Source organism: Candidatus Avoscillospira sp. LCP25S3_F1, from assembly GCF_052117125.1.
GTDB lineage: Bacteria > Bacillota > Clostridia > Oscillospirales > Oscillospiraceae > Avoscillospira_A.
In genome coordinates this window covers 114,590-128,545 of sequence record NZ_JBQKJT010000008.1, presented here as the reverse complement: position 1 = coordinate 128,545, position 13,956 = coordinate 114,590, and the positions used below count along the sequence as shown (strand labels likewise).

The window sequence follows — 13,956 nt, the reverse complement described above, 5'->3', positions numbered from 1 at the left end:
CACCATGCCCATTCGGATTCCCAATGATCTGCCCGCCACCAAAACTCTGCTGGATGAAAACATCTTCGTCATGACGGAGACCCGGGCCATGACTCAGGACATCCGGCCCCTGGACCTGCTGATTCTCAATCTGATGCCCACCAAAATCGATACGGAGACCCAGCTGGCACGGCTCCTGGGCAACACGCCCCTCCAGGTCAATATGGAGCTCATGCAGATGTCCACCCACGAGTCGAAAAACACCTCTTCGGAGCACATGCTGGCCTTTTACAAGACCTTCGACCAGGTCCAGCACCGGAAGTTCGACGGCATGATCATCACCGGCGCGCCGGTGGAGCAGATGCCCTTTGAGGAGGTGGACTATTGGCCGGAGCTGTGTGAGATTTTCGAGTGGACCACCACCAACGTCCACAGCACATTCCATATCTGCTGGGGCGCGCAGGCGGGGCTCTACTACCACTACGGCATCCAGAAGCATCAACTGCCGGAAAAGATGTTCGGCGTATTTCCCCATACGGTGGATTATAAGCGGTCCATTCTGTTCCGGGGCTTTGATGATACCTTTATGGTGCCCCACTCCCGCCACACCACCATTGACCGGGCCGATGTGGAGCGGGTCCCCAGTCTGCGGGTCCTGGCCTCGTCGCAGGAGGCGGGCGTTTACGCTGTCTCGTCCCGGCAGGGCCGGCGGGTATTCATCATGGGCCACTCCGAATACGACCCCGGCACCCTGGACAAGGAGTACCGCCGGGATAAGGCGGCGGGCTTGCCCATCGCCCCGCCTAAAAATTATTTCCCCAATGATGACGACACCCAGCCGCCCCTGGTGTCCTGGAGGGCCCACGCCAATCTGCTGTATTCCAACTGGCTCAATTATTTCGTCTACCAGACGACGCCCTACGACCTCAAGAACCTTTCTCAACAGCCGTCCAGCGGGGAGTTCCAGTAAGTGTAAAAAAATTAAAATAGAAGAAAAACCGGCAGCTTTCTCGTGAACAGCACCCCATTTGTTAGACAGTATGGTATACTACTAACGAATGGGGTGTTGTTATATGCCGAAAGGAGTGCCGAACAAGAGGTATACTGGGGAATTCAAACAGGAAGTCGTTGAAACGATGCAGCGAGAAAAGCTGAGTCATAAAGAAGTGGCGCGGCTATACGGAATAACTGCACATGACCGTGTGGCCTCATGGGAACGGATCTACCTGGAAGAAGGCCCGGAAGGACTGTACATTGAGCGCCGTGGCCGTGGCAGCAAGGGTCGCCCACCAAAGAAACTAAAACCTGAAGTAGAAGAAGATCTACTGGCAGAAGTGCAGCGGCTAAGAGCTGAGAATGCATACCTAAAAAAATTGAATGCCTTGGTTGCCGAGAGGGTACGGCAAGAGAGAAAGCGAAAGTAATATGGGAACTGAGGCATGAATACAAGCTGTCGCTGTTGCTGGACGTTGCCGGCCTCCCTCGCAGCACATATTATTACTACACCAAGAAGCAGAAAGAACCAGATAAACACGCAGAACTGAAAGAAGAAATCTGCGCCATTGTCGCTGAAAACAAGGGCCGATACGGCTACAGGAGAGTAACACAGGAGCTACGGAACCGAGGCCTTCACCACAACCATAAGCTCGTCATGAAGCTCATGCGGCAGATGGGGTTGAGCAGTAAAGTACGAATGAAGAAGTATCGTTCTTACAAGGGTGAGGTCGGAAAAATCGCTCCAAATCTGCTGGAAAGAGACTTCTATGCAGAGAAGCCAAACCAGAAATGGGTCACCGACGTAACGGAGTTCTCCCTGTTCGGTGAGAAGATGTATCTGTCACCCATCCTTGATCTGTGCAGCGAGAACTTGGTCAGTTATACTATTTCGGATCGGCCTGTACTCAGCATGGTCACTTCCATGCTGGATGCTGCGTTTGCGACGATTCCAGATGATACAGGGCTGATTCTTCACTCTGACCAGGGCTGGCAATACCAGCACAAAAAATATCAAGAGATGCTGGATGGAAAAGGTATCCGGCAAAGCATGAGCCGTAAAGGCAACTGTCTGGACAATGCTGTGATGGAGAATTTCTTCGGTCTGCTCAAATCGGAGCTTCTATATCTCCAAGACTTTGACTCCTTGGAACACTTCAAGGCCGAACTGGTCGAATACCTCGACTACTACAATAACCGCAGGATCAAGCTTAAACTGAAGGGCCTGACACCTGCTCAACACAGATATCAGACCCTTCAGGCCGCTTAATTCAAAAAATGTCTAACTTTTGGGGTTCACTTCATCGGAAAGCTGCCGGTTTTTTGATGGGAAATGTAGAACTTTGTCAAAAGTTATCCACAAAACTGTGGATAAAGTATGAACGAGCAGGGAGAGAAGTGGAACCAGGGAGCGGCGCAGAAGCGGGGAATCCGTGGGGCCGCTTCATGGGTCAACGGGACAAGAGCCGGTACAGCATGGCGATGGTCTCCAATCGGGTGACCGTGCGCCCGGCGGAGAAATTGCCGCCGCTGTCGCCGGTGACCATGCCCAAGCCCTGGGCAATGGCCGCATAGCCGAAGAGTGCATCGGGGATGGAAGCGGCGTCTGTGTAATCACACCGGAAGATGTCCGGCAGTCGGGCTGCCTCACCAAAGCCGTTGGCGTCCAGCAGATACTGCACCAGTTCGCCGCGGGTCAGAATGGCGCTGTCTCTCCGGTCCGACGCGGTCAGAAGACCGATGGCATAGGCGTAATCGTAGACCGCGTCGGCGCTGTCCGCATCCTCCAGATCCAACAGAATGCCCCGGGTGCTCAGCAGCAGGGCCATCAGGTCCAGCTGGGTCAGGGGCTTGTCGGGCTCCAGTTTGCCGCCCAGCCAGCCCACACCGTAGTCGGCCAGGGCCTGGGCCATGTCCTGCCCCCAGCTTCCTTCCATATCGCTGTAGGTGATGCGGCGGCTATTCTCTGTGACCGGAGGCGCCACAGCGTCGCCGCTCTTGGCGTCGATGCCCAGGTAGTAGTCCTTCTGCGACAGGGTATAGCCCAGTTTCAATTCATGTACATAGGTGTAGCCCTGGTCCAGCAGGGGGCGGTATTGCTCGCCGTAGTCGCTGAGGGCCACGGGGACCCGGGTGTATCCGGGAACCACGTCAAAGGTGGCAAACCAGGCGTCCAGGGCTGCTTCTTCGGTGAGAATGCCGTCGGCGCTGTCAAAGGTTGGGGCTGCCTCGAAATCCCGGTACAGGTTGATAACGTCGCCGGTCTGGCCGTCGATGGCGATGGTCAGGGTGTTCTGCGGGAAGAAGTAGCCGTTCACCTGTTGGGCATAGGTGAAGGTGTGGACCCGCAGGCCCGCTTCCATACCGGCTTCCCGGGTGTCATACAGGGCCGATTTGGCGAAGTCGTCGCCCCACAGCTTTTGGAGGAACGCTTCGGCCTTGGCCTGGGCCGCGGCAGGGGAGACGGTGGGTTGGAAGTCCTCGTCAGCCCAGGATGTGCCGCTGGAAGACAGAATTTCCCCAGTTTTGGCATCCACGGTGACGGAACGGTTGAACGCATAGGAGGTGCTGACTGCATCGGGGCCATCGGAATTGCCGCTGCGGCTGTAGCGGAGGGTGGCCGTGACCTGCTGGGTCTCCCGATTCAGGGCATAGGAGCAGTTGTTGAGGGTGTAGCCGCTGAGACCCAACTCGCTGTAGGCGCGCACCGCCTGATCCAGCGTGTCCTTGTCCTTTACGTCTTTCATCTGGGCGATGCCCTCCAGCTCGGAATCGGTGAGACCGCTGTTGGCGCTGTCCTCAGCGGTAGCACCGGTGGAACTGTCCGTGCCTTCGCCCTTGCTGAGATCGCCATAGAGGGCGGTCAGGTCCACCAGCTGGCCGGTAGCGGCATCCACATAATAGCTGTTGGAATCTTCTGGCAGATAGCGGAGTACCGCTGTTTCGCTGTCGTTGTCCAGAACGTATTCCAGCCGCAGCGCCAGAGTACCTTTGAGCAGATTGGAAGCGTTGGCGGTCTGGGGTTCGGTCAGAGCTGCCGAGGCGGCAGGGTAGGGGAGATAGACGTCATAGCGGTCATCCCGCCGGTAACTGAGAACCTGTCCCGTGTGGCTGTCCACAGATACGGACAATCCCACGGGGGTGGGGTAGCCGTGGAGCGTCAGATTCCCATAGAAGTAATAGCGATCACTGTCCATGGAGCCTGTGGTCTCTGTGTCCTCCAGTTGGACGCCCAGGGGAGCGGTAACCACTGTATCCAGGAATTCCTGTGCAATGGTCTGGGCCTCTGTGGGACTGTATTCCGGGAACGAGGGGGTTTGACTGGTGGAGCCGGTGGAGTCGCTGTAGTTGTAGCGATAAACGGTGCCGTCCTCCGACGCCGACACCCGCAGGGAGCGGCCCTCGCCCTCCCAGTTGAGGCTCCAGAAGGACTGGAACGTGGTCTCCTCCAGTTCCCCATAGAAGGTGTCGTAGCCGTCGTCAATGGACAGCGTTTCCTTGACGGCTTGGGTTACTTGGGTGAGCCGCTGGTCGGTGGCCGCCGCCACAGGCAGAACTGCCGTGGCCAGTACCGCCAGACTCAGCAGCAGGCTGGTCAGCTTTTTCATGGTGGATTCCTCCTTCTTTTTAACCGATGAGTTGCTTCTCACCTTCATAAACGGAAACGACAAGCTGTGGTGGCAGGGAAATTCTGCTAAAAAACAGATGGAAAAACTGTGCAGAGAATACAAAACCGCCGGAGGCAGACGGCTCCGGCGGTGGGGGTCAGATATGAAAACACTTTTGAATGTTTCGGTGGGTGCCCAAAACCAGAATGGTGCTGTTGGCGGGCAGCAGCGTGTCGGGGGTGATGACCGTCATGGCAAAGCGGCCCCCTTGCTTGATGGCCAGCAGATTGACATTGTACCGCTTCCGGATATCCAGCTGGCCGATGGACTTACCCACCCAGCCCTCCGGGACCGTCACCTCGAAAATGGCGTGGTCGTCGCCCAGGGAGACGTAGTCGGCAATGTGATCGGAGCTGAACCGGATGGCGGTCCAAATGGCCATCTGCTTTTCCGGGTACACCACCTCGTCGGCGCCGTTGCGCAGCAAAAACTTGGCCTGCACGTCCCGGGCCGCCCGGGCCACCACCTTGGGTGCGCCCAGCTCCTTCAAAAGGGACGTGGTTTCCAAAGAGCTCTGGAAGTTGTCGCCGATGGCTACAATGCAGACGTCGAAGTTGCGGACGCCCAGGGAGGAGAGAAACTCCTCGCTGGTGCTGTTGCCGATCTGGGCGTTGGTGACATAGGGCAGTACGGCGTTGACCCGATCCTCGTTCTGGTCCACGGCCATGACCTGGTGGTTCAATTCGTTGAGTTTCCGGGCAATATGGCGGCCGAAGCGGCCCAGTCCGATGAGCAGAATGGTTTTCATCATAGTATGTAATTCCTCCAAATTTTTCAGGCAGCACCGTACAATGGTGCGGTATTGCCCGCAATACAACACGTCAGCCCACGGTAATGCGTTCCTGGGGCAGCTTGGCCCGGGGCTTTTGCATGCCAGCCATGGCGGCAAAAATCAGCGTTAGTCCGCCCACTCGGCCGAAGAACATCAGCAGAATCAGAATCAGCTGGGAGACCCAGGACAGCAGGGGCGTGATGCCCAGCGTCAGGCCAACAGTGCCGATGGCCGACGCCGTCTCAAAGAGACAGTCCACCATGGGCAGCCCCTCCATGCGACTGATGGCCAGGGAACCCAGCAGAAACAGCACCAGATACATCATTAAAATGGTGGCGGCGTTGCGGACGGCTTCATCGGCCACCCGGCGGCCATAGAAGTGGGCGCTTTCCCGGCGGCGGAACACGGCGATGGACGCCGCCAGCAGCACCGCCACCGTGGTAGTCTTCATGCCGCCGGCAGTGGAACCGGGGGAACCGCCGATGAGCATGAGAATGGTCATAATGCTCTGACCTGTCTCGCTCATGGCGTTGAGGTCTGCGGTGTTGAACCCGGCGGTCCGGGGCGTCACCGATTGGAACAGGGACAACAGAATCCGCCGCCCCAGGGGTTCCCGTCCAAACTCAAAAAAGAAGAAATAGACGGCGGGCAGGACAATGAGCAGCGCCGTGACGGTGAGAATGACCTTGCTCTGCATCCGGTATTTCCGCAGATGGTGGCGGTTGGTGCGGATATCGTCCCAGGTGAGGAAGCCGATACCGCCCACAACGATCAGGGCCATAATGGTGCAATTCACCATCGGGGAACCGGCATAGGACATGAGGGAAGAAAAAGGAGCTTTGACGCCCATGAGGTCGAAACCGGCATTGCAGAAAGCGGAAATGGAGTGGAATACGGCGTACCACAATCCGCGCAGAAAGCCGAATTCCTTCCAGAAGCCGGGAAACAGCAGCAGCGCGCCGATGAGTTCAATGGCAAAGACCGACTTCAGAATAAAATTGGTGAGCCGGACGATGCCGCCAACGCTGGGGGCGGCAATGGCCTCCTGCATGGTGCTGCGCTGCATAAGGCCGATGCGGCGGCCCGACAGAACGGCGAAAGCGCCCGCCACGGTAACCACGCCGAGACCGCCGATTTGAATCAGCAGAATGATGATAAACTGGCCGAACTCCGTCCAGTAGGTGGCGGTGTCGTGGAGGATCAGGCCAGTGACACAGACGGCGGAGGTGGCGGTAAAGAGCCCGTCAAAAAATGGGGCGCCCTGGCCGTCCCGGGTGGCGAAGGGCAGCATCAGCAGCAGACTGCCCAGGAGGATGACCAGGGCAAAGCCCAGACTGATGACCTGGGCCGAGGACAGTTTTTTCAGTTGTTTGCGTAACCACATGGGATGATTCTCCTTGCCGGTTCGTTGCCGGAAGTATTGGTAACAGTCATTATACTATAAAAGATGTAAAAGGGGTATATAGATTTTCGCTTTTTGGAAAGAAAAAACGATGCAGGCAGAAAGCCGCCGTCCGCCACCCGTGAGGGGGTGGGGACGGCGGCCTTGGGGCTAGGACGGCTGGGGTGTGCGCCAGAAGGTATGGCATCCGGCCTTTTCTTTTAAATTGTATCGAATCAGCGCTTCCAGCAGATGATAGTCCAGGGGCATATCCCACCGCATACAGATTTGCTCATTGGAGCAGCTGTACCCCCTGGACTCGATGGTGTCCCGGAAATGGGCGATGCCCTGTGGCTCCGGTACCACCGATAAGTAGTGGCGGGCCCGGGCAAACCCAATGATAAACGTCCCGTGGCTGGTGTACACCGGCTGGTTCCACGACAGCCGCGGCGTCAATTTCGGGAACTGGTCCTCCATCCATTGCAGCAGCCCCGCCATGCAGTCCCGCTGCTGTGGGTTTTGGATGCGGGCGAGATAGTTGGTAAAGACGTCCATACGGTTCACTCCTGTCGTTTTTATAACAGTTTGCAACAAAACTGTGAATTTTATACGGCGGCAGGGAATAGGACTGGATTTTTTGACCGTTTTGTGATATCGTGTTTTTAATTACGGTTTCAAGGAGATTTACGATGATTACAGTATCCGATCTGAGCTTACAGTACGGCGGCCAGCCGCTGTTTTCCCATGTGGATTTGCAGTTTACCCAAGGCAACTGCTACGGCATCATCGGCGCCAACGGCGCCGGCAAGTCCACGTTCCTCCGCATCCTCTCCGGCGAGTTGGAATCCACCTCCGGCGAGGTCCACATCCTGCCCAACGTCCGTATGTCTGTTCTGAAGCAGGACCAGAACAAGTACGACGACTACACCGTCATGGACACGGTGGTTATGGGCAATTTGCACCTCTATGAGATCGGCAAGGAGATGAACGCCCTCTACGAAAAGGAGGACTTTTCCGATGAAGACGGCCTGCGGGCCGCCGATCTCCAGGCCGAATACGCTGAACTGGGCGGCTATGAAGCAGAATCCGACGCCAGCCGGATTTTGCAGGGTCTGGGCGTGGGCACCGAGTTCCACGAAACCCTCATGGCCCACATGGACGCCCGCCTCAAGGTGAAGGTCCTGCTGGCCCAGGCGCTCTTTGGCAACCCGGACATTCTGATGATGGACGAGCCCACCAACAACCTGGACATCGACGCCATCAACTGGCTGGAGGATTTTCTGCTGGACTTCCCCGGCACCGTCATTGTGGTCAGCCACGACCGCCACTTCCTCAACACGGTTTGCACCCATATCGTCGATATCGACTACAACCAGATTAAAATGTATGTGGGCAACTACGACTTCTGGTATGAATCCTCCCAGCTGGTGCAGCAACTGATCCGCAACCAGAACAAGCGCAATGAGGAGAAAATCAAGGAATTGCAGGAATTTGTGGCCCGGTTCTCGGCCAACAAGTCCAAGAGCCGCCAGGCTACGGCCAGACGGAAACTGCTGGACAAGCTGACCGTAGAGGAGATTCCCTGTTCTTCCCGCCGCTACCCCTGGGTGGGCTTTACTCCCGACCGGGAGGTGGGCAAGGATATCCTCTTTGTCACCGACGTCAGCAAGACCATCGACGGGGTCAAGGTCCTGGACAAGGTGTCCTTTGCCGTCCAGCACGGCGACAAGATTGCCTTTGTGGGCGAGAATGAGAACGCACAGACGGCCCTGTTCCAGATTCTTACCGGGGAGATGGAGCCCGACGAGGGAACCGTCAAGTGGGGCCAGACGGCTACCTACTCCTATTTTCCCAAGGATAACACGACCTATTTCCAGGACAACGACGACAATCTGGTGGAGTGGCTGCGGCAGTTCTCTCCCGACCCCCACGAGAGCTACCTGCGGACCTTCCTGGGCCGGATGCTGTTCTCCGGCGACGACGTGTACAAGCAGGTCAAGGTGCTCTCCGGCGGTGAAAAGGTCCGCTGCATGCTGTCCAAGATGATGCTGTCCGGCGCCAACGTCCTGCTGCTGGACCAGCCCACCAACCACCTGGACCTGGAGTCTATTGCCGCCCTGAATAACGGCCTGGAGGCTGTCAAGTGCAATGTGCTGGTGGCGTCCCACGATCATCAGCTGGTACAGACTGTGGCAAACCGGATATTTGATTTTGGCACCGACGGTACCTTGGCAGACTTCCGCGGCACCTACGATGAGTATTTGGAGAAGACCGGCCATCTGGCGGAAGGCTGAATAAAAAACCCGTGCGTCGCAAGTTGCGGTGCACGGGTTTTTGTCACCACACCAACGTGGCGAAATAGTCGTCGGGAGTTTCGGCCCGGCGGATGAGACGAACGGTGCCGTCCTCCTGCAACAGCAGCTCCGCCGAGCGCAGCTTGCCGTTATACTGATATCCCATGGCAAAGCCGTGGGCGCCGGTATCGTGGATCACCAGATAGTCGCCCACATCAATTTCGGGCAGCTGCCGGTCTATGGCAAATTTGTCGTTGTTCTCACAGAGAGAGCCGGTCACATCATAGGTGTAGTCACAGGAGGCATTCTCCTTGCCCAGCACCGTTATATGATGGTACGCGCCGTACATGGCCGGACGCATGAGGTTGGCGGCGCAGGCGTCCACACCGATGTATTCCTTATAGGTGTGCTTCTCATGGACGGCCTTCGTCACCAGGCAGCCATAAGGCCCCAGCAGGAACCGCCCCAGCTCTGTAAAAATGGACACGTCGCCCATGCCCGCCGGGACCAGAATTTCCTCGTAGGCCTTGCGGACGCCCTCGCCGATGACGGCAATGTCGTTTTCCGGCTGCTCGGGACGGTAGGGAATGCCGATGCCGCCGGACAGGTTGATAAAGGCGATGGGGCAGCCCGTCTCCTGCTGTAATTCCACGGCGGTCTGGAACAAAATCCGGGCCAGCGCCGGGTAATACTCGTTGGAAATGGTGTTGGAGGCCAGGAACGCATGGATGCCGAACCGCTTGGCCCCCATGGCTTTCAGCTTCGTAAAAGCTTCGGTCAGCTGGGCACGGGTCATACCGTACTTGGCTTCTCCTGGGTTGTCCATGACCTGGAAGCCCTCTTTGCTCTCACCCAGCTGGAACACGCCGCCGGGATTATAGCGGCAGGAGATGGTTTCCGGAATATAGCCCAGAGTTTTCTGCAAAAAGTCCACATGGGTCAGGTCGTCCAGGTTGATGGTGGCCCCCAGCTTGGCCGCCAGCTGAAATTCCTCGGCGGGGGTGTCGTTGGAGGAGAACATAATGTCGCTGCCGGAGAAGCCGCACCGGTCGGACATCATCAGTTCCGTCAGGGAGGAGCAGTCGGTGCCGCAGCCCTCCTCCTGCAAAATCTTCAAAATCTGGGGATTGGGCGTGGCCTTGACGGCGAAATACTCCCGGAAACCGGGATTCCAGGCAAAGGCGGCCTTGAGACGGCGGGCACAATTGCGGATACCGGCCTCATCGTAGAGGTAAAAGGGGGTAGGGTATGTTTTTACGATCTCCTGCACCTGCTGCAGGGTGACAAAGGGCGTCTTCATGGCCAAAAACTCCTGTCTATATTTTAAACTAATACTGTAAATAGTTATAGTGCAAAGGTCGAAAAAAGTCAATGGGAGGCACGGACAAAATCCGTACCTCCCAGTATGACTGTATTTGTCCATTTTATACGTTGAACAGGAAGTTGACAATATCGCCGTCCTTCATGACATACTCCTTGCCCTCGGAACGGACCAAGCCCTTGGTGCGGGCATTGGCCATGGAGCCGCAGGCCTGCATGTCCTCGAAGGAGATGACCTCGGCCCGGATGAAGCCGCGTTCGAAATCCGTGTGAATCTTACCGGCGGCCTGGGGGGCCTTGGTGCCTTTTTTGATGGTCCAGGCGCGGCACTCGTCGCTGCCCGCCGTCAGGAAGGAAATCAGGCCCAGCAGACTGTAGCTGCACTGAATCAGCTTATCCAGGCCCGATTCTTCCAGGCCCAGGTCCGCCATGAACAGGGCTTTTTCTTCCGGATCGTCCAGCTCGGCAATGTCGGCTTCCAGCTTGGCGCAGATGGGCAGCACCTGGGAGCCCTCCTCCTCGGCCAGTTTGCACACGGCGTTGTAGTGCTCGCTGGAGGTGGGGTCGGCCACGGTGTTCTCGTCCAGGTTAGCGGCGTAGATGGTCTTTTTCAGCGTCAGCAGGTCGGAGGTGGCAATCAGGGCCGCGTCATCCTTCTCACAGGGGAAGGTCCGGGCCAACTTGCCCTCGTTGAGATGCTCCAGCAGGGCCTTGAACAACTCCACCTCGTGGGCCATCTTTTTATCGCCGCCCTTCATGGCTTTCTGGCCCCGCTCGATGCGGCGCTCCACCATCTCAATGTCGGCCATGACCAGCTCCAGATTGATGATCTCAATGTCCCGCAGGGGATTGGTGGAACCCTCCACATGGGTGATGTTGGGGTCGTCGAAGCAGCGGACCACATGGACGATGGCGTCGGTGGAACGGATGTTGGACAGGAACTTGTTGCCGAGACCCTCGCCCTTGGATGCGCCTTTGACCAGACCGGCGATATCCACGAATTCGATGACGGCGGGGGTGAACTTCTTGGGCTGGAACTGGTCTCGCAGCCACTCCAGACGCTTGTCCGGTACGGTGACCATGCCCACGTTGGGGTCGATGGTGCAGAAGGGGTAGTTGGCGGCTTCCGCGCCGGCGTTGGTGATGGCGTTAAACAGGGTGGACTTGCCCACGTTGGGCAGTCCAACGATACCTAATTTCATTTTTTCTACAACTCCTTGATAATAGGGCGTTTGCGGGGTATGGAAAGTGATTAGTCCACCATAACTCCACCAATTTACGCCCATTGGTTTTCTGTCTCAAACTGCCGAACGGCATCGGTCATGGATGCATTTGTTACATGAACGTACCGATCCATGGTTGTTTTGATGCTGGAGTGACCCAGAAGCATCTGCAGAACCTTGGGCTGCATACCACTTTCTATGGCACGAGTTGCATAAGTGTGGCGCAGAGCATGCATACAGAAATGCGGAATGTCTGCTTTTTCGCACAGCTTATAGAGATGTGTGTCATAGGAACTGTTTTTGGCCGGCTCCCCGGTTCGATAGTTGATAAAAACCAAATCGGACATCTGCATAGAAACCATTGTGCCGGTGCGACGATCCATGTATTCCAGCTGCTGGGACAAAAGCTCCGATTGCTTGCGGAACTCTCGCATGGCTTCTTCATCCCGCAATAATTCATAGGCGCGCTGGGTAAGAGGAATCGTACGATAGCTCTGCTTGGACTTGGGAGGACCTGCCCGCCAGCTACGTTGCTGGTATCGATATTCCAGGGTCTTGCTGACAGTCAAGGTACGCTTTTCCCAGTCAATATTGTCCCAGGTCAACCCAATCAGCTCACCAGTACGAAGGCCGGTTTCCAGGATCAGTGCATATTGTCGGTAATTATGAGAACGCCAGGCTACAGCTAAAAACTGCGCCTGCTGCTCACGGGTGAGATACCGGATATTGTCCACAGCACGAACAGGTTTGGAAAAGCGCACACCATTCATGGGATGCTTATCCAATAAGTCGTTCATCACAGCAGCCTTGAGAAGCGTACCCATAGTGATGTAAGCTTGTCGAATGGTCGATCCGGCATACGTTTGTTCCATGGCATTGAGAACCGTCTTGCAGTGCATGGGTTTGACGTCGGTCAGCAGCATGCTGCCGATAATGGGTTGAACGTTACGAAAATACCGCTCCCGGTAGTTTCGCAACGTATTGGGAGACAAGTCAGATACCAGATTGCTGATCCAGTAGTCGAACCAAGCATCAACTGTCATGGATGTTGGCAGGGGTTGCTGCTGAATCTCCATCTGCTGCTTCTGCATATCTGCCAGCCAGTTGCGAGCCGCAGCAAGTGTAGAGAAATTTTTCTCTATACGCTTGCCGCATCGGTCTACATAGCGGACACAGTATAATCCGTTCTTGCGTTGGCAAATACCTTTGCCGATCTCCCGGCCTTTGAGATTTTTTCCCATGGTGATCTCCTTTCCTGATGTTAGGAAAAGAGTCCCGTGCAACTTTACCCATTGTATCACGGGATCCCTTTTTTCTCAATAGAAAAAAGATGCTCAAATAGCCAGTTTGCTGCTGATATATTCCTCAAATTCACGGCGCTTTACCAACTTTCTGGTACCCACATACAGGACAAAGGGACAACCGGGCATTCGCAGCAGCTGGTCGATTTTGTTGATGCCGATGTTGCTGTAGGCGGCGGCTTCCCGTATGGTCAATGTCATTTTTTGATGAATCGGGATGGTTTCAATTTCATGAGACATGATATTCCGTCCTTTCTGAATAAACAATAGATGGCAGGAAGCAGTAGCTTGTTTATGGAATTCTGGACAGGAAAAAGCTCCCGGCACTCGATAATCGGGTGGGGAGCTTTCAATTTTGGTAGCTTAATCATACCACATGACGCCATGTGGAATCAAGTACACACCCCGTGCGAATATCCTGTGTATTTCGTGTGAATATCGTGTGTTTTCCTGCGAACTCTGAATCTACAGGTTGGGACCTGCCACAAAGGCATACATATTGGCCAGATTGGTGACGGCAGCATCCCGCTGTTTTCGGACGGCCCAGACGGAAGTGGACATAGCCTGTGCGGCATCCGGCAGGGATTTCTGCTCAAAGTAACACAGACGGATAACCTCCTGCTCTGGGGTGGACAGCAGGCGCAGATGGTGTTCCAGCCGGTGAAGCGTTCGTTCCATAGGGACCAGACGCTCCACCAATTCCTCTACGGCTTCCATATTGATGCGTTCTGCGGCGTCCTGGTAGCTCATAGCGATGTACAGCGTCTTGTTGGAGATCTCGCCGGTGCCATGGCCCATGCCGTCGGATTTGGCAAAGGCCATGGCTTCCATCATCTCCTGGGGAGAGATGGCGGCGGAATGATTCAATTCGTATCGCAGCAACTCGACCTTGCGGAGCAGTTCGGGATACGACCTCAAAAGGGTTTCCACCTGTTTCCGTACCGTTTCTTGCATAGTGTAACCTCCCATTTTTGTTACGAGCAGCAATCCGTGTGAAATTGTAAAAAAGTGGAAAATATTAGGGA

General features: G+C 55.9%; 13 protein-coding genes. 4 read left to right on the top strand and 9 right to left on the bottom strand.

The window, feature by feature from the left end; genetic code table 11:
• The first annotated feature begins 4 nt into the window (after window positions 1-4).
• From metA to ACTQ33_RS09210, 3 genes are all read left to right on the top strand, one after another.
• A complete protein-coding gene (gene metA, locus ACTQ33_RS09220) occupies window positions 5-949 on the top strand; it encodes a homoserine O-acetyltransferase MetA (protein WP_441464123.1) in 945 nt (314 codons plus the stop codon).
• A 103-nt stretch (window positions 950-1,052) separates the two neighbouring features.
• Window positions 1,053-1,403 carry a helix-turn-helix domain-containing protein gene (locus tag ACTQ33_RS09215; protein ID WP_441464121.1) on the top strand — a complete coding sequence of 117 codons (351 nt, stop codon included), beginning with the start codon at window positions 1,053-1,055 and terminating at the stop codon, window positions 1,401-1,403.
• Window positions 1,340-2,242 (top strand): IS3 family transposase, encoded by a 903-nt coding sequence (locus tag ACTQ33_RS09210; RefSeq protein ID WP_441464165.1) that lies wholly within the window; start codon window positions 1,340-1,342, stop codon window positions 2,240-2,242. The genes ACTQ33_RS09215 and ACTQ33_RS09210 overlap by 64 nt, the downstream gene beginning before the upstream one ends.
• Window positions 2,243-2,423: 181 nt before the next feature.
• Here the strand turns inward: ACTQ33_RS09210 and ACTQ33_RS09205 are convergent, their stop codons facing one another.
• The 4 genes from ACTQ33_RS09205 to ACTQ33_RS09190 all read right to left on the bottom strand — a co-directional run bounded on the left by ACTQ33_RS09205 (window position 2,424) and on the right by ACTQ33_RS09190 (window position 7,348).
• A complete protein-coding gene (locus ACTQ33_RS09205; RefSeq protein WP_441464119.1) occupies window positions 2,424-4,580 on the bottom strand; it encodes a YcdB/YcdC domain-containing protein in 2,157 nt (718 codons plus the stop codon).
• A 157-nt stretch (window positions 4,581-4,737) separates the two neighbouring features.
• A complete protein-coding gene (locus ACTQ33_RS09200) occupies window positions 4,738-5,388 on the bottom strand; it encodes a potassium channel family protein (protein WP_441464163.1) in 651 nt (216 codons plus the stop codon).
• A gap of 73 nt (window positions 5,389-5,461) precedes the next feature.
• Window positions 5,462-6,796 (bottom strand): TrkH family potassium uptake protein, encoded by a 1,335-nt coding sequence (locus tag ACTQ33_RS09195; protein ID WP_441464117.1) that lies wholly within the window; start codon window positions 6,794-6,796, stop codon window positions 5,462-5,464.
• A gap of 168 nt (window positions 6,797-6,964) precedes the next feature.
• Entirely contained in the window at window positions 6,965-7,348 is a 384-nt protein-coding gene (locus ACTQ33_RS09190; RefSeq protein WP_441464115.1) for an iron chaperone, read from the bottom strand.
• Window positions 7,349-7,482: 134 nt separating this feature from the next.
• Here ACTQ33_RS09190 and ACTQ33_RS09185 point away from each other — a divergent pair, with 134 nt between their 5' ends.
• Window positions 7,483-9,087, top strand: a complete 1,605-nt coding sequence (locus ACTQ33_RS09185; protein WP_441464113.1) for an ABC-F family ATP-binding cassette domain-containing protein — start codon at window positions 7,483-7,485, stop codon at window positions 9,085-9,087.
• Window positions 9,088-9,130: 43 nt separating this feature from the next.
• Here ACTQ33_RS09185 and ACTQ33_RS09180 read toward each other — a convergent pair whose 3' ends face one another.
• From ACTQ33_RS09180 to ACTQ33_RS09160, 5 genes are all read right to left on the bottom strand, one after another.
• Window positions 9,131-10,387, bottom strand: a complete 1,257-nt coding sequence (locus ACTQ33_RS09180; protein ID WP_441464111.1) for a diaminopimelate decarboxylase — start codon at window positions 10,385-10,387, stop codon at window positions 9,131-9,133.
• 124 nt (window positions 10,388-10,511) lie between these two features.
• Complete coding sequence (gene ychF / locus ACTQ33_RS09175; RefSeq protein ID WP_441464109.1) at window positions 10,512-11,609, bottom strand: redox-regulated ATPase YchF; 1,098 nt, start codon at window positions 11,607-11,609, stop codon at window positions 10,512-10,514.
• A gap of 74 nt (window positions 11,610-11,683) precedes the next feature.
• Entirely contained in the window at window positions 11,684-12,871 is a 1,188-nt protein-coding gene (locus tag ACTQ33_RS09170; RefSeq protein WP_441464107.1) for a tyrosine-type recombinase/integrase, read from the bottom strand.
• Between the two features lie 93 nt (window positions 12,872-12,964).
• Entirely contained in the window at window positions 12,965-13,171 is a 207-nt protein-coding gene (locus ACTQ33_RS09165; protein WP_441464105.1) for an excisionase, read from the bottom strand.
• 225 nt (window positions 13,172-13,396) lie between these two features.
• Window positions 13,397-13,885, bottom strand: a complete 489-nt coding sequence (locus tag ACTQ33_RS09160) for a hypothetical protein (RefSeq protein WP_441464104.1) — start codon at window positions 13,883-13,885, stop codon at window positions 13,397-13,399.
• Between the last annotated feature and the right edge of the window lie 71 nt (window positions 13,886-13,956).

Coding starts and splice junctions, on each gene's coding strand:
- metA (WP_441464123.1), top strand. CDS start 5: ATGCCCATTCGGATTCCCAATGATCTGCCCGCCACCAAAACTCTGCTG.
- ACTQ33_RS09215 (WP_441464121.1), top strand. CDS start 1,053: ATGCCGAAAGGAGTGCCGAACAAGAGGTATACTGGGGAATTCAAACAG.
- ACTQ33_RS09205 (WP_441464119.1), bottom strand. CDS start 4,580: ATGAAAAAGCTGACCAGCCTGCTGCTGAGTCTGGCGGTACTGGCCACG.
- ACTQ33_RS09200 (WP_441464163.1), bottom strand. CDS start 5,388: ATGAAAACCATTCTGCTCATCGGACTGGGCCGCTTCGGCCGCCATATT.
- ACTQ33_RS09195 (WP_441464117.1), bottom strand. CDS start 6,796: ATGTGGTTACGCAAACAACTGAAAAAACTGTCCTCGGCCCAGGTCATC.
- ACTQ33_RS09190 (WP_441464115.1), bottom strand. CDS start 7,348: ATGGACGTCTTTACCAACTATCTCGCCCGCATCCAAAACCCACAGCAG.
- ACTQ33_RS09185 (WP_441464113.1), top strand. CDS start 7,483: ATGATTACAGTATCCGATCTGAGCTTACAGTACGGCGGCCAGCCGCTG.
- ACTQ33_RS09180 (WP_441464111.1), bottom strand. CDS start 10,387: ATGAAGACGCCCTTTGTCACCCTGCAGCAGGTGCAGGAGATCGTAAAA.
- ychF (WP_441464109.1), bottom strand. CDS start 11,609: ATGAAATTAGGTATCGTTGGACTGCCCAACGTGGGCAAGTCCACCCTG.
- ACTQ33_RS09170 (WP_441464107.1), bottom strand. CDS start 12,871: ATGGGAAAAAATCTCAAAGGCCGGGAGATCGGCAAAGGTATTTGCCAA.
- ACTQ33_RS09165 (WP_441464105.1), bottom strand. CDS start 13,171: ATGTCTCATGAAATTGAAACCATCCCGATTCATCAAAAAATGACATTG.
- ACTQ33_RS09160 (WP_441464104.1), bottom strand. CDS start 13,885: ATGCAAGAAACGGTACGGAAACAGGTGGAAACCCTTTTGAGGTCGTAT.